26 protein-coding genes and 2 pseudogenes are annotated in these 23,063 nt (G+C 31.9%); 8 read left to right on the top strand and 20 right to left on the bottom strand.

The annotated features are described in order from the left end of the window. Positions 1–117 precede the first annotated feature (117 nt). Together ACQ9BO_RS16880 and rpsA are read left to right on the top strand one after the other, a co-directional pair. A complete protein-coding gene (locus ACQ9BO_RS16880) occupies positions 118–552 on the top strand; it encodes a hypothetical protein (RefSeq protein ID WP_431241669.1) in 435 nt (144 codons plus the stop codon). A gap of 358 nt (positions 553–910) precedes the next feature. Beyond that, positions 911–2,687 (top strand): annotated as a pseudogene (rpsA, locus tag ACQ9BO_RS16875) (30S ribosomal protein S1). A 455-nt stretch (positions 2,688–3,142) separates the two neighbouring features. On the opposite strand, the gene ACQ9BO_RS16870 reads toward rpsA, so the two are convergent. Beyond that, the gene (locus tag ACQ9BO_RS16870; protein WP_431241668.1) at positions 3,143–4,093 is read right to left on the bottom strand and encodes a S66 peptidase family protein; all 951 of its coding nucleotides are present in this window, start codon (positions 4,091–4,093) and stop codon (positions 3,143–3,145) included. 352 nt (positions 4,094–4,445) lie between these two features. Here ACQ9BO_RS16870 and ACQ9BO_RS16865 point away from each other — a divergent pair, with 352 nt between their 5' ends. Beyond that, entirely contained in the window at positions 4,446–5,000 is a 555-nt protein-coding gene (locus ACQ9BO_RS16865) for a fasciclin domain-containing protein (protein ID WP_431241667.1), read from the top strand. Between the two features lie 77 nt (positions 5,001–5,077). On the opposite strand, the gene ACQ9BO_RS16860 is transcribed toward ACQ9BO_RS16865, so the two are convergent. The 13 genes from ACQ9BO_RS16860 to ACQ9BO_RS16800 all read right to left on the bottom strand — a co-directional run bounded on the left by ACQ9BO_RS16860 (position 5,078) and on the right by ACQ9BO_RS16800 (position 14,849). Next, entirely contained in the window at positions 5,078–5,923 is an 846-nt protein-coding gene (locus tag ACQ9BO_RS16860; protein ID WP_431241666.1) for an EamA family transporter, read from the bottom strand. 51 nt (positions 5,924–5,974) lie between these two features. Beyond that, complete coding sequence (locus ACQ9BO_RS16855; protein WP_320567548.1) at positions 5,975–6,118, bottom strand: SsrA-binding protein; 144 nt, start codon at positions 6,116–6,118, stop codon at positions 5,975–5,977. A gap of 79 nt (positions 6,119–6,197) precedes the next feature. Continuing rightward, positions 6,198–7,631 carry a serine hydrolase gene (locus ACQ9BO_RS16850; RefSeq protein WP_431241665.1) on the bottom strand — a complete coding sequence of 478 codons (1,434 nt, stop codon included), beginning with the start codon at positions 7,629–7,631 and terminating at the stop codon, positions 6,198–6,200. 46 nt (positions 7,632–7,677) lie between these two features. Further along, the gene (locus ACQ9BO_RS16845; RefSeq protein WP_431241664.1) at positions 7,678–9,108 is read right to left on the bottom strand and encodes a serine hydrolase; all 1,431 of its coding nucleotides are present in this window, start codon (positions 9,106–9,108) and stop codon (positions 7,678–7,680) included. Between the two features lie 89 nt (positions 9,109–9,197). Beyond that, positions 9,198–10,586 carry a M56 family metallopeptidase gene (locus ACQ9BO_RS16840; RefSeq protein WP_431241663.1) on the bottom strand — a complete coding sequence of 463 codons (1,389 nt, stop codon included), beginning with the start codon at positions 10,584–10,586 and terminating at the stop codon, positions 9,198–9,200. Further along, the gene (locus ACQ9BO_RS16835) at positions 10,493–10,948 is read right to left on the bottom strand and encodes a hypothetical protein (protein ID WP_431241662.1); all 456 of its coding nucleotides are present in this window, start codon (positions 10,946–10,948) and stop codon (positions 10,493–10,495) included. Before ACQ9BO_RS16835 ends, ACQ9BO_RS16840 begins: the two co-directional genes overlap by 94 nt. Then, on the bottom strand, positions 10,936–11,064 hold the full coding sequence (locus tag ACQ9BO_RS16830) for a hypothetical protein (RefSeq protein ID WP_431241661.1): 129 nt from the start codon (positions 11,062–11,064) through the stop codon (positions 10,936–10,938). Before ACQ9BO_RS16830 ends, ACQ9BO_RS16835 begins: the two co-directional genes overlap by 13 nt. A gap of 5 nt (positions 11,065–11,069) precedes the next feature. After that, positions 11,070–11,438 carry a BlaI/MecI/CopY family transcriptional regulator gene (locus tag ACQ9BO_RS16825; protein ID WP_320567545.1) on the bottom strand — a complete coding sequence of 123 codons (369 nt, stop codon included), beginning with the start codon at positions 11,436–11,438 and terminating at the stop codon, positions 11,070–11,072. 39 nt (positions 11,439–11,477) lie between these two features. Beyond that, the gene (locus tag ACQ9BO_RS16820) at positions 11,478–12,542 is read right to left on the bottom strand and encodes a hypothetical protein (protein WP_431241660.1); all 1,065 of its coding nucleotides are present in this window, start codon (positions 12,540–12,542) and stop codon (positions 11,478–11,480) included. A gap of 109 nt (positions 12,543–12,651) precedes the next feature. Further along, a complete protein-coding gene (locus tag ACQ9BO_RS16815) occupies positions 12,652–13,092 on the bottom strand; it encodes a hypothetical protein (protein WP_431241659.1) in 441 nt (146 codons plus the stop codon). Between the two features lie 6 nt (positions 13,093–13,098). Beyond that, positions 13,099–13,467, bottom strand: a complete 369-nt coding sequence (locus ACQ9BO_RS16810) for a BlaI/MecI/CopY family transcriptional regulator (protein WP_431241658.1) — start codon at positions 13,465–13,467, stop codon at positions 13,099–13,101. Between the two features lie 123 nt (positions 13,468–13,590). Beyond that, on the bottom strand, positions 13,591–14,220 hold the full coding sequence (locus tag ACQ9BO_RS16805; protein WP_431241657.1) for an MFS transporter: 630 nt from the start codon (positions 14,218–14,220) through the stop codon (positions 13,591–13,593). A gap of 26 nt (positions 14,221–14,246) precedes the next feature. Continuing rightward, positions 14,247–14,849 (bottom strand): MFS transporter, encoded by a 603-nt coding sequence (locus ACQ9BO_RS16800; RefSeq protein WP_431241656.1) that lies wholly within the window; start codon positions 14,847–14,849, stop codon positions 14,247–14,249. 100 nt (positions 14,850–14,949) lie between these two features. On the opposite strand from ACQ9BO_RS16800, the gene ACQ9BO_RS16795 reads away from it, so the two are divergent. The 5 genes and pseudogenes from ACQ9BO_RS16795 to ACQ9BO_RS16775 all read left to right on the top strand — a co-directional run bounded on the left by ACQ9BO_RS16795 (position 14,950) and on the right by ACQ9BO_RS16775 (position 18,727). Next, entirely contained in the window at positions 14,950–15,549 is a 600-nt protein-coding gene (locus tag ACQ9BO_RS16795) for a DUF1684 domain-containing protein (RefSeq protein WP_431241655.1), read from the top strand. After that, the gene (locus ACQ9BO_RS16790) at positions 15,549–16,196 is read left to right on the top strand and encodes a TatD family hydrolase (RefSeq protein WP_431241654.1); all 648 of its coding nucleotides are present in this window, start codon (positions 15,549–15,551) and stop codon (positions 16,194–16,196) included. The genes ACQ9BO_RS16795 and ACQ9BO_RS16790 overlap by 1 nt, the downstream gene beginning before the upstream one ends. 150 nt (positions 16,197–16,346) lie before the next feature. Further along, positions 16,347–17,070, top strand: a pseudogene (locus tag ACQ9BO_RS16785) (tRNA threonylcarbamoyladenosine dehydratase). 80 nt (positions 17,071–17,150) lie between these two features. Beyond that, complete coding sequence (locus tag ACQ9BO_RS16780) at positions 17,151–17,813, top strand: HAD family hydrolase (RefSeq protein WP_431241653.1); 663 nt, start codon at positions 17,151–17,153, stop codon at positions 17,811–17,813. Between the two features lie 71 nt (positions 17,814–17,884). Beyond that, positions 17,885–18,727: a DUF2911 domain-containing protein gene (locus tag ACQ9BO_RS16775; protein WP_431241652.1), complete on the top strand. Its 843-nt coding sequence runs from the start codon at positions 17,885–17,887 to the stop codon at positions 18,725–18,727. Between the two features lie 222 nt (positions 18,728–18,949). Here ACQ9BO_RS16775 and ACQ9BO_RS16770 read toward each other — a convergent pair whose 3' ends face one another. From ACQ9BO_RS16770 to ACQ9BO_RS16745, 6 genes are all read right to left on the bottom strand, one after another. Then, a complete protein-coding gene (locus ACQ9BO_RS16770; RefSeq protein WP_431241651.1) occupies positions 18,950–19,450 on the bottom strand; it encodes an MCP four helix bundle domain-containing protein in 501 nt (166 codons plus the stop codon). Further along, positions 19,447–20,079, bottom strand: coding sequence for a hypothetical protein (locus ACQ9BO_RS16765; protein ID WP_431241650.1), 633 nt, complete (start codon positions 20,077–20,079; stop codon positions 19,447–19,449). The genes ACQ9BO_RS16770 and ACQ9BO_RS16765 overlap by 4 nt, the downstream gene beginning before the upstream one ends. A gap of 122 nt (positions 20,080–20,201) precedes the next feature. After that, positions 20,202–20,483 carry a hypothetical protein gene (locus tag ACQ9BO_RS16760; RefSeq protein ID WP_431241649.1) on the bottom strand — a complete coding sequence of 94 codons (282 nt, stop codon included), beginning with the start codon at positions 20,481–20,483 and terminating at the stop codon, positions 20,202–20,204. After that, entirely contained in the window at positions 20,477–20,608 is a 132-nt protein-coding gene (locus ACQ9BO_RS16755) for a hypothetical protein (protein WP_431241648.1), read from the bottom strand. Before ACQ9BO_RS16755 ends, ACQ9BO_RS16760 begins: the two co-directional genes overlap by 7 nt. A gap of 5 nt (positions 20,609–20,613) precedes the next feature. After that, the gene (locus ACQ9BO_RS16750) at positions 20,614–21,186 is read right to left on the bottom strand and encodes a hypothetical protein (RefSeq protein ID WP_431241647.1); all 573 of its coding nucleotides are present in this window, start codon (positions 21,184–21,186) and stop codon (positions 20,614–20,616) included. A 69-nt stretch (positions 21,187–21,255) separates the two neighbouring features. Next, positions 21,256–22,989 (bottom strand): sodium:solute symporter family transporter, encoded by a 1,734-nt coding sequence (locus tag ACQ9BO_RS16745; protein WP_431241646.1) that lies wholly within the window; start codon positions 22,987–22,989, stop codon positions 21,256–21,258. Between the last annotated feature and the right edge of the window lie 74 nt (positions 22,990–23,063).

The following is a 23,063-nucleotide window of genomic DNA, read 5'->3' as shown; positions in this document are numbered from 1 at the left end:
TGAAATAATATTATGGAAAAGTTTAAGTTTATTTTGTTTACTGTGATGTTTTTTGCTTTTGGTGCAATTTATGCTCACAAGGACAGAGTTTCATTTCCAGAAAAATTTGTCTTTGTCTTGAAAAACAAAGAAATTGTTCAGTTTAAATCTAATGATTTGAAAATTAATGAATTTTGTAAAAGCGTTGTTGATAAAAAGATTGAAATTTTAAAAGCTGAAATATATTTTAAAACAGGAGAAACTGTAACTACAGAATTTGATGGGATCAACTGGACAATTTTTAAAATAAGCTTTAAAGGTAAAAGTTTATATGTACCTCAAAATAAACTACAGAAGATTCCAGAAATTCATTTTTCAACTTTAAATTTAGTCTGGTCAGGTGAAAGTAATGCTTTCAATTCGCATTATTTATATTTAACACTTGATATAGGTACAAAATCTTCATTTAATGTTTTTCCTAGTTTGGAGCTTCATTTTGAAAATAAGAAGTTTGCCAGAGCAGAAGTTTGGGAGCAAACAAGTAAAAATTCAAGGCACGGCAAACCCTTTTAATTATAAGGGCAAACTGATTAATCAAACGTAATAGGGTTTATTAATCTTATAAAAAACAAAAACTTCTAATCTAGCCCCGATAGAAGTGGAAATCCTTTTGTACCGGGGTTCGGTACAAAAGATTGCAACGGATAGCGGGACTAAACGTCTTAAAAACCATAAATCTTCTGCTTCTTAACAAAATGACTGATAATCAATGTGGAAATATTTTGTAAGTCCAAATATTTGTAGTAATTTTGCAAACCTTTTGGCAGAGAAGAGTTTCCTTTAGGTATCAACCATTTATGTAAAACAACTTCTGTATTTTCTATCGCATGGAGAAACTCGAGAAAAACAGAATACAAATTTTTTTATCAGCATGTCTGAACAAACAAAATCACAAGAAGAGTTTTTAGCAAATTTTAACTGGCACAACTTCCAAGAAGGAATCGATGCAGTAGATGAAAAAAACTTACAAGAGTTTGAAGAACTAGTATCAAAAACTTTCATCGCTACAGATCAAGAAGAAGTAGTTGAAGGAGTTGTAGTTAGAATTACAGATAGAGACGTTATCGTTGATATCAATGCTAAATCTGAAGGTGTTATTTCTTTAAACGAATTTCGTTACAACCCAAACTTAAAAGTAGGTGACAAAGTAGAAGTATTAATCGACATCCGTGAGGATAAAACAGGTCAATTAGTATTATCTCACAGAAAAGCACGTACTATCAAATCTTGGGATAGAGTTATTGCGGCTAATGAAACTGGAGAAATCGTTAACGGTTTTGTTAAATGTAGAACTAAAGGAGGTATGATTGTTGACGTATTCGGAATCGAAGCGTTCTTACCTGGATCTCAAATTGACGTTAAGCCAATTAGAGACTACGATGTATATGTAAACAAAATGATGGAATTCAAAGTGGTAAAAATCAACCACGAATTCAAAAACGTAGTTGTATCTCATAAAGCTCTTATCGAGGCTGATATTGAAGTACAGAAAAAAGAAATCATCGGTCAATTACAAAAAGGACAAGTATTAGAAGGTGTTGTTAAAAACATTACTTCTTATGGTGTGTTCATTGACTTAGGTGGTGTTGACGGATTAATTCACATTACTGACCTTTCTTGGAGTAGAATCAACCACCCAAGTGAAGTTCTTGAATTAGACCAAAAATTAAACGTTGTAATCCTTGATTTCGATGATGAGAAAACAAGAATTCAATTAGGATTGAAACAATTAAACGCTCACCCATGGGATGCTTTAGATGCTAACTTAACTGTTGGTGATAAAGTAAAAGGTAAAGTAGTTGTAATCGCTGATTACGGTGCATTTATCGAAGTTGCTGAAGGTGTTGAAGGTTTAATCCACGTTTCTGAAATGTCATGGTCAACTCACTTACGTTCTGCTCAGGACTTCGTGAAAGTTGGAGATGTTGTTGAAGCAGTTATCTTAACTCTTGACAGAGACGATCGTAAGATGTCATTAGGTATCAAACAATTAACTCAAGATCCATGGACTGACATTACTTCTAAATACCCAGTAGGTTCTAAACATACAGGTATCGTTAGAAACTTCACAAACTTTGGTATTTTCGTAGAATTAGAAGAAGGAATTGATGGATTAATCTACATTTCTGATCTTTCTTGGACTAAGAAAATCAAACACCCATCTGAGTTTGTAAACGTTGGTGAAAAACTTGATGTTGTAGTATTAGAATTAGATGTTGAAGGACGTAAATTATCTTTAGGTCACAAACAAACTACTGCTAATCCTTGGGATCAATACGAAGATTCTTTCGCTGTAGGAACTATCCACAACGGTGAGATTTCTGAAATCGTTGACAAAGGAGCTACTGTAGAATTCGGAGATGATATCGTTGCTTTCATTCCTACTCGTCACCTTGAAAAAGAAGACGGAAAGAAATTGAAAAAAGGTGATACAGCTGATTTCAAAGTAATCGAGTTCAACAAAGAATTCAAAAGAGTAGTTGCTTCTCACACTGCTATCTTCAGAGAAGAAGAAGAGAAAAACGTGAAAGTTGCTTGCTGAAACTACTGCATCTGCATCTACTAACGCACCAGTCGCGACTTTAGGTGACAACAATGATGTATTAGTCGCTTTAAAAGCTAAAATGGAAAAAACTGAGAAAAAATAATTCTTAGCTTTTTTATAAATAGAAAGTCCCACAGTAATGTGGGACTTTTTTTTGTTTCAAGTTTCGGGTTTCAAGTTTCAAGTTCTTGTTAACCTCTTTTAGAAATATAGCTCGCGGTTTTAACCGCGGGAAACGTGTTGTGATATGCGTGATGTTCCCATGGTTAAAACCACGGGCTATATTTGTTTGTCTTGTGTTGTCTTTGAGATACACAGAAGTGTGTCTGTCTAAAATGAAATTTTGAATTTTTAGGAGCTATTCCTGCTCTCCGCTATATCTTTTCCTGGCTAAAGGAGCCAGAAAAAGGATGTCGCTTCGATCAGGGCTAGGGCAGTCGTTTTCAAAAGAAATTTTATTTTGAGGCTAATAATTTTGTCTCTTCTGGAGTAAGTTAATCAAAATTTAATTCAGAAAATCAATCAAGGTTTAAATAAAAGATGTTTTTTAAACTCATTTTATTGGTAAGAAATAATCACAGATTGTGCATTGGATTCTAATTTTACCTTTTTTCCAAAAGTCATTGCGTGATTATTTCTGATATGTCCTGCCGGAAAATCAAAAATCACAGGATAATCATACTCCTTTACTACATTTAAAATGATTTCACGTTGTGTGTCTCCAAATTCAGCATTTTCTTCTGTTTTATAATCAAAATCGCCAACAATAATTCCTTTTAAATCTTTCAAAAAACCATTTCTTTTGAGCGTGTACATCATTCTGTCCACTCGGTATAAATCTTCGCCAACATCTTCGATAAATAAAATTTTTCCTTTTGGGTCAATATCAGAATTACTGCCAAGCATCGACATAACAATTGATAAATTTCCTCCTATAAGAACTCCTTTGCTTGTGCCTAATTTATTTAACGGATTAGTAGGTATTTCATAACTTAAATCCTGGCCAAACAAAGATTTATAAAGAGTTTCTTTTGCTTGTGGCGTTGCTCTCTTCATTCCTCCAGGCATTGTAGCGTGAATTGAGGCAAATCCTAATCGATGAACTTGTTCGTGAAGAGTCGTAATATCGGAATAACCAATAATCCATTTTGGATTTTTCTTAAAAGCTGAAAAATTTAATTGATCAATGATTCTGACAGTTCCGTATCCTCCTCTGGAACACCAGATTGCTTTAATGTTTTTATCATCTAAAGCTTCCTGCATATCATTTTGTCTTTCAAGATCAGTTCCTGCAAAATGATTGTGTCTTTTGAAAAGATTCTTGCCCAATTTGATATTAAGCCCCCAACTTTTTGCGAGTTCAACTCCTGCATCGATTTCCGTTGAATCTCTAAGATAACCTGCTGGAGCAACAATCATTATTGTATCGCCTTGTTTGAGGTAGGGCGGAATTGTATATTGTTTAATTGCTTTATCTGCTTCTGAAAGATAATTTTCTTGATAATTCATTTTATAAGCTGGGGATTTACATTGAATAAAAGTTAGTACGATTAAAATAGAAAGAATCGTTTTTGTATGGTTATTAATTGTCATTTTGAGGTTAAATTATTGAGTGTCTTTAGCTTTTTGGTTCTTGTTTTTTAAGTAGATTTTGTGTTATAAATATGTTTTGAATTTAGTAATTAAAAAGATTTAAAATCTTCTATGAGCATAAAAATAATCAAAAATATTTTTATAATTAATGAGCTGTTTTGCAATGTGTTTTGAGGATATTTCAAGATTTTTTTAAATTATTTTTATTTTTTGTAAAACCAAAACAAATATTACGTCGTAAATGAGCTTATAACTTAAAATATTAATTATGAAAACTAGACAATTTTTAGCTACAGCAATTTTAGCTTTGACATTCGGATTTACATCTTTTGCTCAAAAATCAGTTATGGTTGGGGGAGCCGCAATGTATCCAAACAAAAATATTATTGAAAATGCAGTAAATTCAAAAGATCACACAACATTAGTCGCGGCAGTAAAAGCGGCAGATTTGGTGGAGACTTTACAAGGAAAAGGACCGTTTACTGTTTTTGCTCCAACAAACGCGACTTTTGATAAACTGCCAAAAGGAACGGTTGAAACTTTATTGAAACCAGAAAATAAAAAGAAGTTGCAAACAATTTTGACTTATCATGTAGCGGCAGGAAAATGGAGTGCGGCTGATATTGCAAAAGCAATTAAAGATGGAAAAGGAAAAGCTTCTATTAAAACGGTAAGTGGAGGTACTCTTACTGCTTGGATGAAAGGCAAAGATTTATATATTAGTGACGAAAATGGTGGAAAAGCAAAAGTTACAATCGCAGATGTTAATCAGTCAAATGGTGTGATTCATGTAGTAGATGCTGTTTTGCTTCCAAAAAATTAATACTTAATAAAGTAAATATTTAAAATTCCAAATTCCAAGTTTATGGAATTTGGAATTTTAATTTTGAAGTTTTCAAATTATTTTTTTGCTGTCAAAGTACTTCCTGCAGAAGCAATTATGACACAAACCACAGCTAAAATCTCATAAAAACTTAAATTTTCATTCAGGAAAATAAAAGCACAAATTGAAGTCGTCGCTGGTTCTAAACTCATTAAAATACTAAAAGTACGAGGAGGCAGTTTTCCTAAAGCTTTCATTTCTAAAGTAAACGGAATCGCACTTGATAATAATGCAAGAGCAACGCCCATTCCGAAAAGCCTTGGAGTGAGATTGGCTAGTCCGTTTTCGAAAATTCCAAATGGCAAAACTAGAATTGCCGCCAGCAACATTCCTGTTGAAACTGCTGTACCTTCATTCATTATTTTTGAAATTTTTCCTCCAAAAACAATGTAACATGCCCATAATGCTCCAGCAAGCAAAGCAAAAATAACACCTAAACTATCTAAACGGTCATTTGTCCATGGCGCAATCAATAAAATTCCGATTGCGCCTAATAGAACCCATAAATAATCAATAAGACGTTTTGATCCGATAATAGCAAGCAATAACGGACCAATAAATTCTAATGTTACCGCAAGTCCAATTGGAATTCTTTCAATTGCAAAGTAAAAAATTAAATTCATGGCGCCCAAAGACAATCCATACGGAATGACGACTTTCCATTGCGTTTTTGTAATTTCTTTTAAGTTTGGCCTATAAGCTAGAAGCAAAATTATTGCCGAAACGCCAATTCTGATAGATGCAGTACCTGCGGCTCCAAGTGCAGGAAATAATGTTTTAGCGATTGCGGCACCACATTGTACACTAATAATTGCAAGCAAAACTGCCTGAACAGGAGGAAGGTTGATTTTTTTAGTTTTCATAGTTGAATTGCAGAAAAATGAAAATATATTTCTGCGGAATAAATTCGGATTTTAATTCCCTAATGCGCGTTTTGTGACATAAGCGCGATAGCCAATAATTGCCATTTGCCATTTTTTGGCTTTTGAAATGTCCAAACCTTGTTTGGTAAAACTTGGCAATAATACTTTATTTAATTTAGCTAAGATTTTGTACATGGCAGATTTGTTTTTTCAAAGATATAAAAAAAGACCTTGCATTTTTTGCAAAGTCTTTTGGACTATAAAACTTGAAAGATTAAATTTTTAGAATGAGATTTTGGTCTCCTTCAGTTTCTTTATTTATGGCATTTTTTGGAGCTTCCATCCAGCCACTTTTGTTGATTACAAATTTGAACATATGCGTTTTGTTTTTCTCGAACTGAGATATCGGAACAACTAATTCAAATGTGTTTTTATTTTTTCGAATCATTTGAAAGGTTTGATCATTTGGATTCCAGTTGTCAAATGAACCTGCAATTGACACGCTTTTTACTAAATCGGCATTTAAAGCTTTGTCGTGTACGTAGTTAAAAACTACATTATCATTGATTATTTTATATCCGTAAATTCCAGACTGTTTTTTGTATTCGCTTAACAAATCATTTGAAAGGCTCACAATGGCTTCACCTAAAGCATTTGCTGTATTTTCATCGCTTATATTTACAATGATGGAAAGTCCCAATTGTCTTTCGGGATAAACAACAAGCATATTTTGTGTTCCGAAAGCACCGCCATGTTTCCAGCAGTTTTTTCCGTTATCGTCAACTTCGATATGGTCCCAAAAATATCCATTCCAGATTGTCGGACTATTTAAAAGATTTCGTTGCGATTCCTGTACAATTTTATCTTTTGTATTTAATTCATAAACAATGAATTTGATTAAGTCGCCTAAAGTAGATTTTAGGCGTCCGGCGACTCCCCAAAGATTATCTGAAATTGTCGGCATCAAAACGCCTTTTAGATTGTAGCCATTTGCAATGACAATATTTGAACTTAAATTTATTCCAGTTGAAGTCATTTTAAGTCTTGAAAGAATATGTTCCTTTAAAAGTGTTTCATAACTTTTATGATATACATTTTCTAAAATATGAGCTGTAAGGTTTAAGCTTCCATTGCTGTATTTGAATTTAGTTCCAGGCAAAGTATCTAATTGAATTGTTTTCAAATCTTCAAAAAATTTCTCTCGATTGTATGATTCATCCATTTTTTTGAAGGCTAAATAACTGCTGTCATTCCGGTTTTTTCGCAATTCAGAATTGTCTGGAAGATCTTTGTTGAAACCGGTTTTAAAAGAAACTAAATCTTTAATGGTAATTGGAGTTCCATGATATTCCAAATTAGGATAAGATCCAATAATGTATCTTCGGATATCATCGTCAGGATTAAGTTTTCCTTCTAAAACTGCTTGAGCAGTAAGCAATCCCGTAAAAAGTTTTGTTATTGATGCAACTTCAAAAACAGTATTGTTATTAGCAATATTCTCTTTTCCTTTGTCAATTTCTCCATAATGACGTGTATATGATACACCATTTTTAACAACTCCAATAGAAATAGAATTTGCCTTTGATTTTTGCATTAAAACCGAAGTCGCTTTGTCCATCGCTATGAAAATGTTTTTTTCAGCTGTTTTCTGTTGAGCCCAACTTGAAAAAACAAAACAAAGAAATAATAGAATTAATATTTTTTTCATTTTTTAGCTTAATGGTTTTGTTAGTTAAATAGTTAGCTATGATTTTTTATCCAATAAAGAATCGATTTTTTGCGAGCATTTGTTTTGCATTTGTATTATCAGGCGACAATTCTAAGGATTTGATGTAATATTTTTTAGAAATTTCAAATTCCTTACTATAAAAATAACCTTCGGCCAAACTATCAAAACTATTTCCTGATTTTGGATTTTCTTGCGTATTTAATTCAAAAACTTTGATGGCATCTTTAGTCTTTTTAGAACTAAGTAGTGTATAACCAATAGCATTTAATCTTTCTTCAAAATTCCAGTCTGGATGTTTCTTTTTGATGGTTCTATAATTGTTCAGCGCTTTATTAATATCCAATTTTAAAAAATCAAAAGTTAATTTTTCATCAGTAATCGCATATTCGTCAAATAAGCTTTTATCTACAATTCCGGCTACATGATTTATAACTTGATCTTGTACACCAGAATATTTATGCCCATTTGACAAAAAGATAACGGTTAGATTGTTTTTAGGAAATTTTCTAAATGCAGTTTCATTTCCACCACTAAATCCGTAACTGTGAATATTGTTTATGGAATATATTCCCCATCCATAACCAAAATCATATTTGTTTTTAAACTGAAACGGTTCCCACATCTTAATTTTCGTTTCGTTTTTTAAATAAAGATTATTATCGAGGTTTTGGTTCCATTGAATAAATTCATCCAGTGTGATATTCATTCCGTTTGCAGAATGAGAATCTATACCGTTGTCTAAAACACTTTTTTGATACGAATCTGTTTCTCTGTTAAAGTTATATCTTTCAGCGGCATTAGAATGGGGTTCTCCAAAGTTAGAAGAAAGGTAAACTCCCCATTTTACGTCTGAAAATTGACTTTGTATTAGATATTCATCAAATGTAAAACCTGATATTTTTTCTATAATTTTTGCCAAAAACAAATAGTTTGTCTGATTATAGCGGTATTCATTTCCGGTAGCAAAATCCATAGGTTTTTTAGCTAATATTGCTATTCTCTCTTTATAAGGTGCCTGAATTGGTATATCGCTAAACATTACAATATTCGGCAAACCAGAGGAATGAGTTAGTAGATTTTTGACTTTTATTTCTTGCCATTCTATTGGCAAGTTGTCTAAATATTTAGAAATAGGATCTTCTAAAGATAATTTCCCTCTTTCGATAAGCTGAAAAACACCAACAGTTGTCATTAGTTTTGACGTTGAGAAAATTTTAAAGATGGTGTTTTTATCTACTTTTTTATTTTCTTCCAACGAAGCTTTTCCGTAATATTTTTCATAAATAACTTTACCATCTTTAATAACGGCTAAAGCCGCACCAGGTATTTCATTTATTGCTATTACGTTTTGAATATAAATATCAATTTTTTGTTCTATTTCCTTGCTTTCTTTTGTTTGACTGAAGCCTATATTAATAACCAGAAACAAGAATGCGATAATAAATTTTTCTCTCATTTTTAAAGTTTTTAAATGATTAAATCAATTATAAGAACTAAAAAACCAGTGTTTTTGGGCACTGGTTTTTAAATTATAAACTGAAAAAATTAAGCTTTCTTATCTGCTTTTTCTTTTATTTTCATGTCTTTTTCATGTTGTTTCATATCTTTTGCATGCTGTTTCATTTGTTTAGCATGCTCTTTCATGTCTTTTTCATGTTGCTTCATGTCAAGCTCATATTCTTTCATGTCTTGCTCGTATTGTTTCATATGATTTTCATATTCTTGAGAATCACTGCCAAATTTCATTTTCATGTCAATATTGAATTTGTCCATATTCATATTGAATTTTTGCATGGCAATCTCATATTTTTCCATTTGTTTTTCAAAAATGGCTTCACGTTTAGACATGATTTCTTCAACTGCATTTCCGTATGCTTCCATAGCATCGATGTTAGGCTGAAATTTTTCCATTTTTTTCTCAAATTCCTCCATATCTTTTTCAAACTGAGCCATTGCCACTTTGTCTTTTGGATCTTTTGGTGCTCTAGGAGGCTTTGGCATTTTAGACATATCAATTGCTGGAGCAGGAGGTAGTGGTCCGCTTGGAAATACCGGTGCTACAGGAGCAACAGGAGCAACCATGCCAGGTGCGCTTGGTGGAGTTGGAGCATCTGGTGCATCATCTGAATTTTTGAAATCGGTGATTACTACATTTTGAGTTTTAACCATTTTTGATGTTTCAGGTTTTTCGTCAGTTGTCAAAGCAATGTTTTTGGAACCATTATCATTAGTAGTTAATACAATACAACAATCTTTTATTGCTTCTGTACTGTTTACTTGCATGATTTGCTTTTTGCCGTTTTCTTTAACAATTTGAACTTTGATGCTAGTAATTTCGTTCTTGCTGTTTCTTTTTAAATCTGAAATTTCAACATCAACATTATGTTCTGATTTAAGTTTTGTCGCTAAGTCTTTTAATTCTTGGTCTGTAGTCGATTTAGTGATTTTAAAAATTAGAGTATCATCGCTTTTTGTTACCGCAGTTTTTTCTGCTAAAGCTTTTTTCTCTTGAGCAATCGTTTTAATTTGGAATAAAAATACAAAAGCTGTAAGCGCCGGAATTACAGCATAATATTTCCAGTAATTCCATTTTTTTGATTGATTTTTGTTTAACATGACAATTCGTTTTTTGATTAATGATTGATAAAAATGATTGGTGATTGCAACACAAGTTTCATGTGTTGTTATTTTTAAAAGCGTGTATTGATACGCTTTTTTGTCTGATAATTTTTTTGAAGCTTCATTGTCGGCGATAAATTCTAAATTCTGCAGAATCGCTTTTTTGTAAAGCCAGATTATTGGATTGAACCAAAATAAAATGCAGAAAATCCTAGAAATTATTACATCGACTGTATGATATTGATCGCTGTGTACTTTCTCGTGTTCGAGAATGCTTTGCAGTTCTGCTTCGCTGTACAGTGATGAGTTGTACACGATATAATCGAAATAAGAAAAAGGAGCAATGTTTTCTGTAACATCAACAAATTTGAAATCTTCTTGTTGCTTGATTTTTTTCCTTTTAAAACCGAATTTAGGCTGTAAAAATCAATAGCAAATTTTAGCATAAAGGCAGTAAATCCAATGGCATAAATAGCTAGCGAAACCAAATTCCAGTTTATTTCAAAAGACTCTTCTTCAACAGCTGGCAACTGATTGTACGATGAAAAATAATGATGACCAACAGAAGTAGTTGCAGTTTGGGCAACTGGTGAATATAGTATCGGAGCTGGATCTACCCAAACTACTTTTGTGTAAATCACAAAAGGTAATACCACTGACGTAATTAATCCTGCCAATAAAAAATACCTGTTGCTGGTAAAAAAGTTTCTTTTCGCAGTAAAAAATAATAAGCAAAATAGAACAAAGCGATTAAAGCGCCCGATTTGATGATAAAAGTGAAAAGTGCTTCCATAACTATTATTTTTCTTCTTTTGGATTTTCTATCATTGCTAAGATTTCTCGTAATTCGTTTGCCGAAATTTTTTCTTCTTTGGCAAAAAACGAAACCATACTTTTATATGAACTATTGAAATAATTATCAATTGCAGTGCTCATAAAGCCTTTTCGGTATTCTTCAATACTCACGATTGGATAATATTGATGCGTATTTCCAAAAGCATTATGATTGACATATCCTTTCTCTTCGAGATTGCGAACAATAGTCGAAAGCGTGTTGTAATGCGGTTGTTCTTCAGTGATTTCTGCCTGAATTTCTTTTACAAAAGCTTTTTTAAGCTTCCATAAAATGTGCATTATTTCTTCTTCTTTGTTGGTTAGTTTTTGCATTATTTTGGTTTTGGCTGTTAAATAATGGGTTAGATGTATTTATTTTTTTGTTTCTATAATAACAACACCGTCTTTTGCTTCTTCTCCGTATTTTTTTATAGCATCTTTTCCAGTAAATACTGTTACAGTTTCCATTTTTAATTTATTCATATCATCAATAGTAACTATATTTTTTGTTTTAACTCCATCAACAATTACTAATGGCGGTAAATTATTAGAAACATTTGTGCCATTTGTAAAAAGCATAATAGTTTTATTTGACTTACCGTCACTATTTGTGCTTACGCTGACAGATGTATTAGCGTTAACATTTACATTTACATTATCGCTAGAATTTGAGCTACTACTTGTAGTAACGCTTGTATGAGTATTATCAGTAGTTTTAACATCACATTTTACTTTAGAATTTTGAACATTTTTTACTTCAACCTTTCTTTCTTTATTGACAACTTTTATCTGATTTTCTAGATTCTCAGAAACAAAATCAATTTTTATAGATCCGTCATCTTCTGTTGTAACAACAATTTGGCAATCTTTAATGGCTTTGTCTCCATTCACCATAAAAGTTTGATTTTGTTCAGAGCCTTTTTTTGTTTCAACTGTAATAGCTGTAATTTCGTTGTTTGAATTTCTTTCAACATCAGAAATAGAAGCTTTAACATCATGTTTTTTCTTTAAATTATCAGCAATCTCCTTTAATTCTGAATCTGTTGTGGTCTTTGTGATTTTATAAGTATCAACAGATTTGCTTGCTTTCAGAATTTCTCTTTTATTTTCTTGTTGCTTTTCTTTTGCAATTACTTCAATTTGAAATAACAAAACAAAAGCGACAAGTGCAGGAATTACCACATAGTATTTCCAAGAATTCCTTTTTCGTGATTGATTTTTGTTTAACATAACGATTCGTTTTTTGATTAATGATTGATAAAAATGATTGGTGATTGCAATACAGCTTTCATGAGTTGTGATTTTTAAAAGCGTGTATTGGTAAGCTCTTTTATCTGATAATTTTTTTGCGGCTTCTTTGTCGGCAATAAATTCCAGATTTTGAGCGATTGCTTTTTTGTAAAGCCAAATAATTGGATTAAACCAAAAAGCAGACAAAAAATGCGGGCCATCAAAATATCTGCAGTATGATTTTGATCGCTGTGCACTTTTTCGTGCTCGATGATATTCTCTAATTCTGAAGGAGTGTACATTGATGAGTTGTAAACTATATATTCAAAATAGGAGAAAGGAGCAATATTTTCGTTGGTGTCGATGAACTTGAAATCAGCTTGCTGGTGAACTTTTTTCCTTTCAAAACAGATTGCAAGCTGTAAAAGTCTAACGCAAATTTTATTAGCAAGATTAAAAAACCGAGCCCGTAAACTGCTAAGAGAACATAATTCCAGTTGATTACAAAAACTTCCTTCGGAGTAGTTTGTGAAAGAGGCACTTGTGATAAAACAAAATTTGAAACAGGAGTAGGGTTGACTAAGATAGTTTTGGTATAAACCAAAAAAGGCAATAAAACGGAGGTTCCTAAACCTGCTAATAAAAACCATCTATTGGTATTAAAGAATGTTTCTTTGCGAAGCAAAAAATGATAAACACAAAAGAACATTACAACCAAACCTGCTGATTTTGCTATATATATGAAAAGTGCTTCCATAATCGACTATTTTTCTTCTTTTGGATTTTCAATCATATCCAAGATTTCACGTAATTCAGCGGCTGAGATTTTTTCTTCTTTCGCAAAAAACGAAACCATATTTTTATATGAACTATTGAAATAATTGTCAATAGCAGTTTTCATATACTTTTTACTGTACGCTTCTAAAGTAATTATTGGAAAATATTGATGCGTATTTCCAAAAGCATTGTGCGCTACAAAACCTTTTTCCTCAAGGTTACGAACAATAGTCGAAAGTGTATTGTAGTGCGGTTGATCTTCAGTAATTTCTGCCTGAATTTCTTTTACAAAAGCTTTTCTAAGCTTCCATAAAATATGCATGATTTCTTCTTCTTTGTTGGTTAACTTTTGCATGTTTCCTAATTTTAATTCAAACCTACAACTATTTTTCTAGTTACACAACTATAAAACTAGTTATTTAACTATTTTTTAAGTTTGAATTGCCGTTTAGGCGCACGAAATTATTTCAATTTAAAATTAATAAATTGAATTTAAAGGAGTTAAGTAAAAGTGGATTTTATGATTTTTTTGGGTACTTACCAATTCATTAAGCCAAAAACAGCAAAGTAATGCTAGTAAACCCAGTGTTCCCATAATCAACCAATTGATTTGGTAGTCATAATGCGCAATAATTTCCAGTCCCGTTTTAGAACTGACAATATGAGCCAGACTGAAACTCATGGTGTAAAAACCCATATATTGGCCTTCCTGACCTTTTGGTGCGCGACTTAACGCTACTGCATTCACAAACGGGAAAGAGAAAATCTCTCCAAATGTGAGTAATACAATACTGATTACAAGAATTCCAACCCATGAGTCAAACAATAGAATAAAGTAGCCAGTGGCAATAAAAAAGCAACCGTAAGCAATATTTTTAATTTTATTTACTCCTTTTCGTTCCAGAGTACTTACAATGGGCATTTCTAATAGAAATACTAATAAACCATTTATAGATAAAAGCATACCAGTTTGAAATTCGCTAAGTCCAAACTTCTCATTATGATATAAAGGTAAAGTTGAAAATATTTGCAGAAAAACCATAAATGTAACAAAACTGATAAAAAGCAGTAACCAAAAAGGTTTGTCTTTATAGATAGATTTTGGCAAATCTGACAAAACGATATTTTCTTTATCTATTGGTGTTTTCTTTTTTCCTTAATATAAAATGCGAAAATAGAAATCGCAATCATACAAGTAATACCGTCAACCCAAAATAGACCTTGATATCCCATTCCTATAATTATTAATCCGCCTAATGCCGGACCAGCAGTGAAACCAAGATTTACTGCTAAGCGTACTAAAGACAATGCACGAACTCTGTTTTCTGGTTTGGCATATACACTTAGCGACACAAACATGGCAGGACGAAACATATCTGAAATTGCCATTATTATAAACATGGCAAAACATAAGCCCCAAAATGTTGTGACAAATTGCAATAAGATAAATAGAATTCCACTAGTAAAAAGACTGAAAATCATGATTTTGTAAAACCCAATTTTATCACTCAATTTTCCGCCCAACCAGGAACCTAACATAGAACCTAATCCAAAGGAAACCATAATCCAGCCCACTTCGCCATAAGTAAATTGTAAGTCTTCTTTTAAGTATTTGGATAAAAAGGGCAAGACCATTGTTCCTGCTCTATTGATAAAAGTAATTAATGCAAGAATCCAAACTTCATGAGTGAAACCCTTAAAATTATTAATGTAGCGACCTAAGGCAGTTTTAAGCATTGTAAAATTATTCTTATTTGCAACAAAGTTAGGAAACTTTGTCACGTTTTGCCGTTGTTGCTTTGTTACTTTTGAACTATTTTTGCATAAAATTTCTAAGATGAAAAAAGCAATTGTACTTGTTGTATTGATGATTTTGAATTTTGGTTATAGCCAAAAAAAGTTTAGTTACGCAAATGTTGCAAATTTTCAGACTACAATCAATTCTGAGTATGCTGACGCTAAAACGAGTCCGTTGATGGAAGAAGATTTGAAGACTTTTAAATCGTTAGATTTTTATCCGATTAATGGGAAATATTTTGTGGTTGCAAAATTTGAAAAAGCAAAAAACGAGAAAGTTTTTGAAATGAAAACGACAGGAACGAGAACTCCAAAATATATAAAATACGGCACATTGTCTTTTACTTTAGAAGGAAAAGCACTGAAGCTGAATGTTTACAGAAGTATTGATCTTTCAAAACAAGAACAATATAAAGATCATTTATTTTTGCCTTTTTCAGATTTAACTTGCGGAAAAGAAAGCTATATCGGCGGAAGATATATTGATTTAAAAATTCCGAAAGGCAATACAATAGCGATCGATTTTAATCAAGCTTATAATCCGTATTGTGCTTATAATCATAAGTATTCTTGTCCATTGGTTCCTTTAGAAAATGATTTGAATATTGAAATCAAAGCGGGAGTTAAAACGTTTCATTAATGGAATATTTTAATTTTCATACGCATCAGTTTACAAATCAATCCAATGTATTGGAATTGGTAAATCAATATCCACATGAATTTGATGCATCAATTCCATTTTATTCTATCGGAATTCATCCGTGGTATATTTCGGAAGAAAGACTGGAAGCAGATTTGAAAATTATAGAAGAAAAACTGCAGGCCAAAAATTGTTTAGCAATTGGCGAATGCGGATTGGATAAACGAATAGAACAGCCTTTTGAAATTCAGATTTCAGTATTTGAAAAACAATTGGCTTTGGCTGAAAAATATAGAAAACCAGTTGTCATTCATTGTGTAGTCGCTTTTCAGGAAGTGATTGAAATCAAAAAGAAATTGAAAATTTCAGTTCCGATGATTATCCACGGATTTTCTAAAAATAGCCAATTGGCAAACCAATTAATTGTCGCAGGATTTTATATTTCATTCGGAAAATATTTGCTTCGAAACCCAGAATTAAAATCGGTTTTTCAGAATGTTCCAAATGATAAATTTTTGCTAGAAACAGATACAATTGAAGAGGGTATTCAGCAGGTTTATGATTTAGCGACTGAATATAAAGTTTTAGATTTAAAAGAATTACAGGAGATTATTTCAAGTAATTATAAACGAGTTTTTGAGAATTAAGGTTGTCACCCTGAGCGAAGTCGAAGGGCGCTCCAATAGGACGTGGGCTTCGACTTCGCTCAGCCTGACAAGTGCTAAACTTGAGACGTGAAACTTGAAACCTGAAACAAAAGAAAACAAAAACAAACAAAAACAAACAAAAAATATAATATGGCAGAGTGGACAGAAAGAGCCGAGCTTTTATTTACAAAAGAAGGATTAGAGAATTTAAAAAATGCAAATGTACTGGTAGTAGGATTAGGCGGTGTTGGATCATTTGCGACTGAATTTTTAGCGAGAGCCGGTGTAGGGAATATGACAATTGTTGATGGTGACGTAGTTGATATTACAAACATCAACAGACAATTGCCAGCTTTGCATTCAACTGTTGGCGAACCAAAAATCACAATTGTTGGTGATCGTTTGATGGATATTAATCCGGAATTGAAATTGACACGCGTAAAAGAATTTTTGTCACCAGAACGTGCTTTTGAAATCGTTTCGCCAGAGTTTGATTATGTTTTGGATTGTATTGACAGTATTACTCCAAAATTAAATTTGATTATTGCGACAGAAACGCAAAAGAGTCAAAATTATAAGCGACATGGGAGCAGGAGGAAAAATGCTTGCATCTAAAGTAAAAGTTGCAGATATTTCGAAAACAATCAATTGTTATTTTTCAAAAACAATCCGTAAAAGATTGAAGGCGACAAAAATCAATAAATTGAAAGTGGTTTTCTCTTCTGAAATCCAAAATGAAAAAAGCTTGAAATTAACTGATGGAAAAAACTTCAAAAAATCTTTCTACGGAACAAACAGCTACATGCCTGGTTTATTCGGACTCCATGCGGCTGAAACCGTTATTAGATATTTAATTTCGAAAGAAAAAGAATAAATAGTCACAGTTATCAGTTTCAGTTTTCAGAAAGAAAAACTTTGAACCTTTGCCCCTTAGAACCTTAGCACCTTTAAAAAATGATTAAAACAGTAATTTTTGATATGGACGGCGTAATTGTTGATACAGAACCCGTTCATCGTTATGCCTATTACAAACAATTTTCAGAATTAAATATTGAAGTTCCAGAGGAAACCTATACTTCGTTTACAGGATTTTCAACTCGAAATACATTTCAGACTTTAAAAAACTTATTTCCAACTATTGAGCATGAAGTAGAAGATTTGATTCAGAGAAAAAGAAATATTTTTAATGACGCTTTTGACACAAAAGAAGATTTGTTCTTGTTAGAAGGTGTTGAAGATTTGATTAAAGATTTATATGCAAATAAAATTCAGTTGATTTTAGCTTCATCAGTCGCGAAAGTTACTATTGAAAGAGTTTTTACAAGATTCAATCTGCATCAGTATTTTTCGCACATTGTGAGCGGAGAAGATTTTCCGCAATCAAAACCTAATCCAGCAATTTTCAATCATGCGACTTCATTGTCAATTGCGCCAAAAGAGGAATGCATTATCATTGAAGATAGTACAAATGGTGTCAAAGCGACAAAAGCGGCTGGAATTTATTGTGTAGGCTACAGAAGTGAGAATTCAAACTTGCAAGATCTTTCGAGTGCTGATATGGTCATAAATCATTTCAGTGAATTAAACGCTCAAAAAATATCACAGATCACAGTCTGAATTAAGTTAAATTTAACATTTGTTACCTAATTGAATTTGTAAATTTGAACAGAATCAAATAAAACTCTAAAATGAAAAAAATACTTATTGCATTCGCTATATTATTAGCACCTTTTGCTTCTCAAGCACAGATAAAAACACCACAGGCGAGTCCAAAAGCTTATATTAAGCAAACTGTTGGTTTAACTGATGTTGAAGTGACGTATTCAAGACCTGGTGCAAGAGGAAGAGCTGTTTTTGGTAATTTAGTTCCGTTTGGAAAATTATGGAGAACAGGAGCTAACGAAAATACGATTATTAATTTTAGTGATGATGTTGTAATTGATGGAAAGACTTTGAAAAAAGGAAAATACTCAATTTATACAATTCCTAAAATTGAAAGCTGGGAAATTATATTTTACTTATCTACAGATAATTGGGGATTGCCAGAAAACTGGAGCGATGCTTATGTAGCATTGAGAACTACGGTTAAAGAAGAAGCATTGCCAACTCCAGTAGAAACTTTTACTATAGGAATTAATGGTTTAGATCAAAATTTTGCTTATTTGGAAATGGCTTGGGAAAACTCTCATGTTGCACTTAAATTTGAGGTTCCAACTGCCAAAACTGCAACTGCAAGTATCGAAAAAACCTTGGCTGGACCAACATCAAACGATTATTATGCGGCGGCTCAATATTTATTTTCATCTAACGGAAATATTGATACTGCAAGAACTTATGTTGACAAATCTTTAGACATGATTACTGATAAACCATATTACATCTTAAGATTAAAATCAATTATTCAAGCTAAACAAGGTGATAAAAAAGGTGCAATTGAAACTGCAAAAGCATCATTAGCGGTAACTGAAACAGCAAATAATCAAGATTACGTAAAAATGAATAAAGACAGTATCGCTGAGTGGAGCAGATAAGTCTTTAAAATTCTAAATATTAAAAAATCCAAAACTTAAATAGTTTTGGATTTTTTTTAGTTTTATTTGACTTAAAACTTGAAATAAAAGAATCAATTCATACTAGGCGGTTCTGGGATTTTGATATTTCTTTTGGTTTTCTTTACTATTAACAAGTAGAAAGTGATTCCGCCTAAAATGATCAGCAATGCAATTTCAAGCTGTCCAAGACTATTGTTGTCATTATACATTGCATTTGCGTACCGCCAGTTTTGCTTTTCCTTCTTTGATTTGAATTTCAGACAAAGATTCTAATGTTTTCAAAGCTTGTTCGCACGCATAGGCAATTTTGCTCCAATTTTTATTTTCTACCTGAGTATTTATTTCTTTACACGAGGCAAGAAAAATATCAAAATGCTCTTTTTCCTTATTTGTCAAAACTGTTTTGGCATACAAATCATCGATATTGTGAATGATGTCAAGAGTGTGATTGATTTCGTTTTTTTTGATGTTGTCGCTCAAATCTAGTTTTTCTGCTTCGGCTTTTATAAAATGCAGTTCTTTAGAATATTGAAAAATATAATGTGCTACAACTAATCTGTCATTATATATTGCATTTATGTTTTCGTTTACTTTTTTAGAATTTTCAAGCGTATTGAAGTTGCTCAAAATAATAATCAACATTACAATCAGCAAAATAAATGCGGCTTTGGTTTTATTGCTATATTTTTTCAAATCTCTCATAATGATGTATTATAAAGAAACAATCCTTTGCTAACCATTTTATTATCGATAAGTTCAATGTTTTTAACAGCTCCCAAAGGCGTTATTTTTATGGTTTTGCTTCCTTTTGCAGTATAAAAATAATAAAGGCTGTTGGTGTTGATTAAAAATATTTCTTCAGATTCGCCACTATTATAATTGATTTTATAAATGTGCTTTTCTTTATGGTTTCTAATTTTTTCTGCAGTTCCATAGCCGCCAGCAATTCCATAACCAAGAAAAAATGAACAAAGTATTGCCGCCAGTGTTTTTATTGAAAGACTATTGAAATAACTTTTGGTTTCTGCCGGAGAAAGACCTTCAATCTTTTTTAGTTCAAATGTTTTTATGATGAATTTCTTGTGGCTATATTTCGTAAGCAACGATGGCAAATTATAGTGAAATATAAATAATAAAAGTATAAAAATTAAAACTATCGGATTTGAGGTAAAAGTAGCAATCGGACTAATTAATATGTCCATTATTGTTGAATATTTCAAAATATTGATTCCGAGTTGATAATAGAAGAAACTCTCTTTTAATATTCCCATTATGACAAGGAAAAGATAACCAAAGGGAAGCAATTTTTGAATATCGTCTGAAATTTTCATTTTGCAGATTTATTAGTTGTTTTGGTAATATTTAGCTTAATAAATTACTAAAATAACGATTTTTATATTTCCGCGACCTATTTTGTTTTCTGAAAAAATAAAGATTCTTAAAAAAAAAATCCTTAATCTATAGCTAACTCTTCCTGTAAAAAGAAATCGTCTTTATCGAGATTGATCTTACTTTTATAAACTTCAAATTTTTCATTTGGATATTTTGTTGCCGCAATCCACAAGTATTTGCTTAAAGTTTTTCTTCTAAACTTATTATGAGCAACAATAGTTTTGTCGAATAGTTTTAAAGTTTCCTCCTGATTAGGATACTGTGCCAGTGCTTGATACAACACTCGCCATTTTGGGTAAGAATAATAACGGTCACTCCATTCTTTTTTAAAAACTTTTACCAAAAAAGGATAAAAACGAATATATCAGGAAATTGTTTAACGGCATAAATTGCATGAGTTTCAGTTTCGTCATTTCCAAAATAACTAATGATGATGTCGATATCTTCAGGATTTTTATATTTTGCCAAAGAAATTATGGCTTCTGGATATTTTTTTGCAAAGCAAGTTTTTTAATCAATTCACGATTTTCAGCATTGATTTGCAAATTGCGTATTAAAATTGATTTATAATGTAGGTTAGAATTTTGATCTTCAAGAATTTGTTTGTCAAGATTCATTATGAAAATACTATCCTTTTTTGTTAAATGATACCTGATCGTATAAAGAAACTCATCAGCAACCACTGAAGTATAACCAATACATCCAGACTGTAGTTTTATTTCTTGGTAGTCGTTAAGATGATCAAGAATAATTTTTTTGAATATTCTATATCGAGCTTGCATAAAGGGGCAAAAGCGAGCACATTTTACTGCGGCAGAATTATGATTGACCAATTCTATTAATTCGTCTCTTGTGGCAAGCGAATCTAATAACTGACAGAGTTCAAATTGTTCTGATTTTTGACCTTCATAGTTTATGAATTCAGATGTTAATCGATTTCCCTTTTGAATCTCATCAACCAACTTTTGAATATTTGGTCTTATTGTTTGAGAAAATATAATCTGAAAAAATAGTAATGTAGTGACGATGATTAACTTCTTACCCATTTTCAAAAATTATTAAAAGTTTATATATCTAAATTTACATTCTATTGAATGATTTTATTGTCTAAAAAATCATTCAATAGAAGTTACAGAATCCGGTTTTTCTCTAAAAAACAAATACTGCAATACCAATGATAATGCAACCGTAAGATTTGCTCCAATGAAGTTCAGCCATAAATATCCTAATTTTTCTTGACCACTTGGATAAATATAAATCATGAAATAATAAATCACAAAAATCGTCAATTGACTGATGATAGCACTAATAAACATTGGCTTTGCTTGAACGCGTTTCAAATAAAATCCAACAAGGAATATTCCTAAAACGGTTCCGTAAAAAATAGAACCAATGATGTTTACAAGCTGAATCAAATTCTCGAATAAAGTTCCGACGCAAGCAAAAAGAATCGCTACAACTCCCCAGAAAAGCGTAAAGAATTTAGTTGCCATCAAATAATGTTTATCTGATTTTTCGGTTTTTACATTTCGTTTGTAAATATCAATTGCTGTTGTCGAAGCTAAAGCATTTAATCCTGAAGCAGTCGAAGACATTGCGGCTGAAAGAATTACGGCAAGCAATAAACCAATAAGCCCTTTTGGTAAATAATGCAGAATGAAATGGAAAAAAACATAATCCTTGTCATTGGTTTCGCTGTTGTTGTCGGCTTTTGAAATGATTTCTTTTGCTTTGTCGCGCAAATCTTTTTCTTTGTTTGAAAGGGCAACCAATTCTTTTCTCAAAATTGGATTGTCGTAATCTTGATTCAACTGATCGATATACAATAAGTTGATTACTTTTTTGTCCTCAGAAAGTTTATCAAGTCTTTTTTCCAAAGCATGATATTCTTCTTTGTATGCTGATTTCTCAATTACAGTTTTATTATTCGGATTAAAGTTTAATGGCACTGGATTGAATTGGAAGAAAACAAAAACCATTACTCCAGTCAGTAATATAAAAAACTGCATCGGAACTTTTAAAAGTCCATTCATGATCAGTCCCATTTGACTTTCTTTTACAGATTTCCCAGATAAATAACGTCCAACTTGTGATTGATCCGTACCAAAATAGGAGAGAGCCAAGAAAAAACCGCCAGTAATACCACTCCAAAAAGTATATTTTTCTTCCGGATCAAAAGAGAAATCTACAATATTCATTTTGTCATTTGCACCCGCGATATGCATCGCACTCGTAAAAGTCATATCGTTTGGCAAATAGTGCAAAATCAAGAAAAAAGTAATAAACATCCCTGAAATAATGACAAACATTTGTTGTTTCTGCGTTACGTTTACTGCTTTTGTTCCCCCAGAAAACGTGTAAATAATTACTAAAACTCCAATTATAATATTCATTACAGTCAAGTTCCAGCCCAATAATGCCGATAAAATAATGGCTGGAGCGTAAATAGTAAGTCCAGTTCCTAAACCTCTTTGCACTAAAAACAAGATCGCGACAAGAGATCGGGTTTTTACATCGAATCGTTTTTCAAGAAATTCGTAAGCCGTATAAACTTTATTTTTATGATATAACGGAATAAAAGTGGCGCAAATCACAATCATGGCGATTGGCAATCCAAAATAAAATTGCACAAATCCCATTCCGTCATGATAAGCCTGCCCAGGAGTTGACAAAAATGTAATAGCACTCGCTTGTGTTGCCATTACCGAAAGTCCAACAGTGTACCAAGGCGTTTCGTTGTTTCCTAAAATAAAATCTTCAACATTTTTACTCCCTTTGGTTTTCCAAGAACCATATCCAACAATGAATAAAAGTGTAACAATAAGTACGATCCAATCAAATAGTTGCATAGGTTAAGAGTATAATTGCATGATTAAGAAGAAAATAAGGATGTAAATAGCATTTGCCACCAAAACATAGGTGT

The organism is Flavobacterium sp. P21, assembly GCF_050632225.1.
GTDB lineage: Bacteria > Bacteroidota > Bacteroidia > Flavobacteriales > Flavobacteriaceae > Flavobacterium.
Note: the sequence above shows the minus strand (reverse complement) of the source record. Positions and strands in the feature narration are given on the sequence as shown.

Coding starts and splice junctions, on each gene's coding strand:
- ACQ9BO_RS16870 (WP_431241668.1), bottom strand. CDS start 4,093: ATGAATTATCAAGAAAATTATCTTTCAGAAGCAGATAAAGCAATTAAA.
- ACQ9BO_RS16865 (WP_431241667.1), top strand. CDS start 4,446: ATGAAAACTAGACAATTTTTAGCTACAGCAATTTTAGCTTTGACATTC.
- ACQ9BO_RS16860 (WP_431241666.1), bottom strand. CDS start 5,923: ATGAAAACTAAAAAAATCAACCTTCCTCCTGTTCAGGCAGTTTTGCTT.
- ACQ9BO_RS16855 (WP_320567548.1), bottom strand. CDS start 6,118: ATGTACAAAATCTTAGCTAAATTAAATAAAGTATTATTGCCAAGTTTT.
- ACQ9BO_RS16850 (WP_431241665.1), bottom strand. CDS start 7,631: ATGAAAAAAATATTAATTCTATTATTTCTTTGTTTTGTTTTTTCAAGT.
- ACQ9BO_RS16845 (WP_431241664.1), bottom strand. CDS start 9,108: ATGAGAGAAAAATTTATTATCGCATTCTTGTTTCTGGTTATTAATATA.
- ACQ9BO_RS16830 (WP_431241661.1), bottom strand. CDS start 11,064: ATGGAAGCACTTTTCACTTTTATCATCAAATCGGGCGCTTTAATCGCT.
- ACQ9BO_RS16825 (WP_320567545.1), bottom strand. CDS start 11,438: ATGCAAAAACTAACCAACAAAGAAGAAGAAATAATGCACATTTTATGG.
- ACQ9BO_RS16815 (WP_431241659.1), bottom strand. CDS start 13,092: ATGGAAGCACTTTTCATATATATAGCAAAATCAGCAGGTTTGGTTGTA.
- ACQ9BO_RS16810 (WP_431241658.1), bottom strand. CDS start 13,467: ATGCAAAAGTTAACCAACAAAGAAGAAGAAATCATGCATATTTTATGG.
- ACQ9BO_RS16800 (WP_431241656.1), bottom strand. CDS start 14,849: ATGCTTAAAACTGCCTTAGGTCGCTACATTAATAATTTTAAGGGTTTC.
- ACQ9BO_RS16795 (WP_431241655.1), top strand. CDS start 14,950: ATGAAAAAAGCAATTGTACTTGTTGTATTGATGATTTTGAATTTTGGT.
- ACQ9BO_RS16790 (WP_431241654.1), top strand. CDS start 15,549: ATGGAATATTTTAATTTTCATACGCATCAGTTTACAAATCAATCCAAT.
- ACQ9BO_RS16780 (WP_431241653.1), top strand. CDS start 17,151: ATGATTAAAACAGTAATTTTTGATATGGACGGCGTAATTGTTGATACA.
- ACQ9BO_RS16775 (WP_431241652.1), top strand. CDS start 17,885: ATGAAAAAAATACTTATTGCATTCGCTATATTATTAGCACCTTTTGCT.
- ACQ9BO_RS16770 (WP_431241651.1), bottom strand. CDS start 19,450: ATGAGAGATTTGAAAAAATATAGCAATAAAACCAAAGCCGCATTTATT.
- ACQ9BO_RS16765 (WP_431241650.1), bottom strand. CDS start 20,079: ATGAAAATTTCAGACGATATTCAAAAATTGCTTCCCTTTGGTTATCTT.
- ACQ9BO_RS16750 (WP_431241647.1), bottom strand. CDS start 21,186: ATGGGTAAGAAGTTAATCATCGTCACTACATTACTATTTTTTCAGATT.
- ACQ9BO_RS16745 (WP_431241646.1), bottom strand. CDS start 22,989: ATGCAACTATTTGATTGGATCGTACTTATTGTTACACTTTTATTCATT.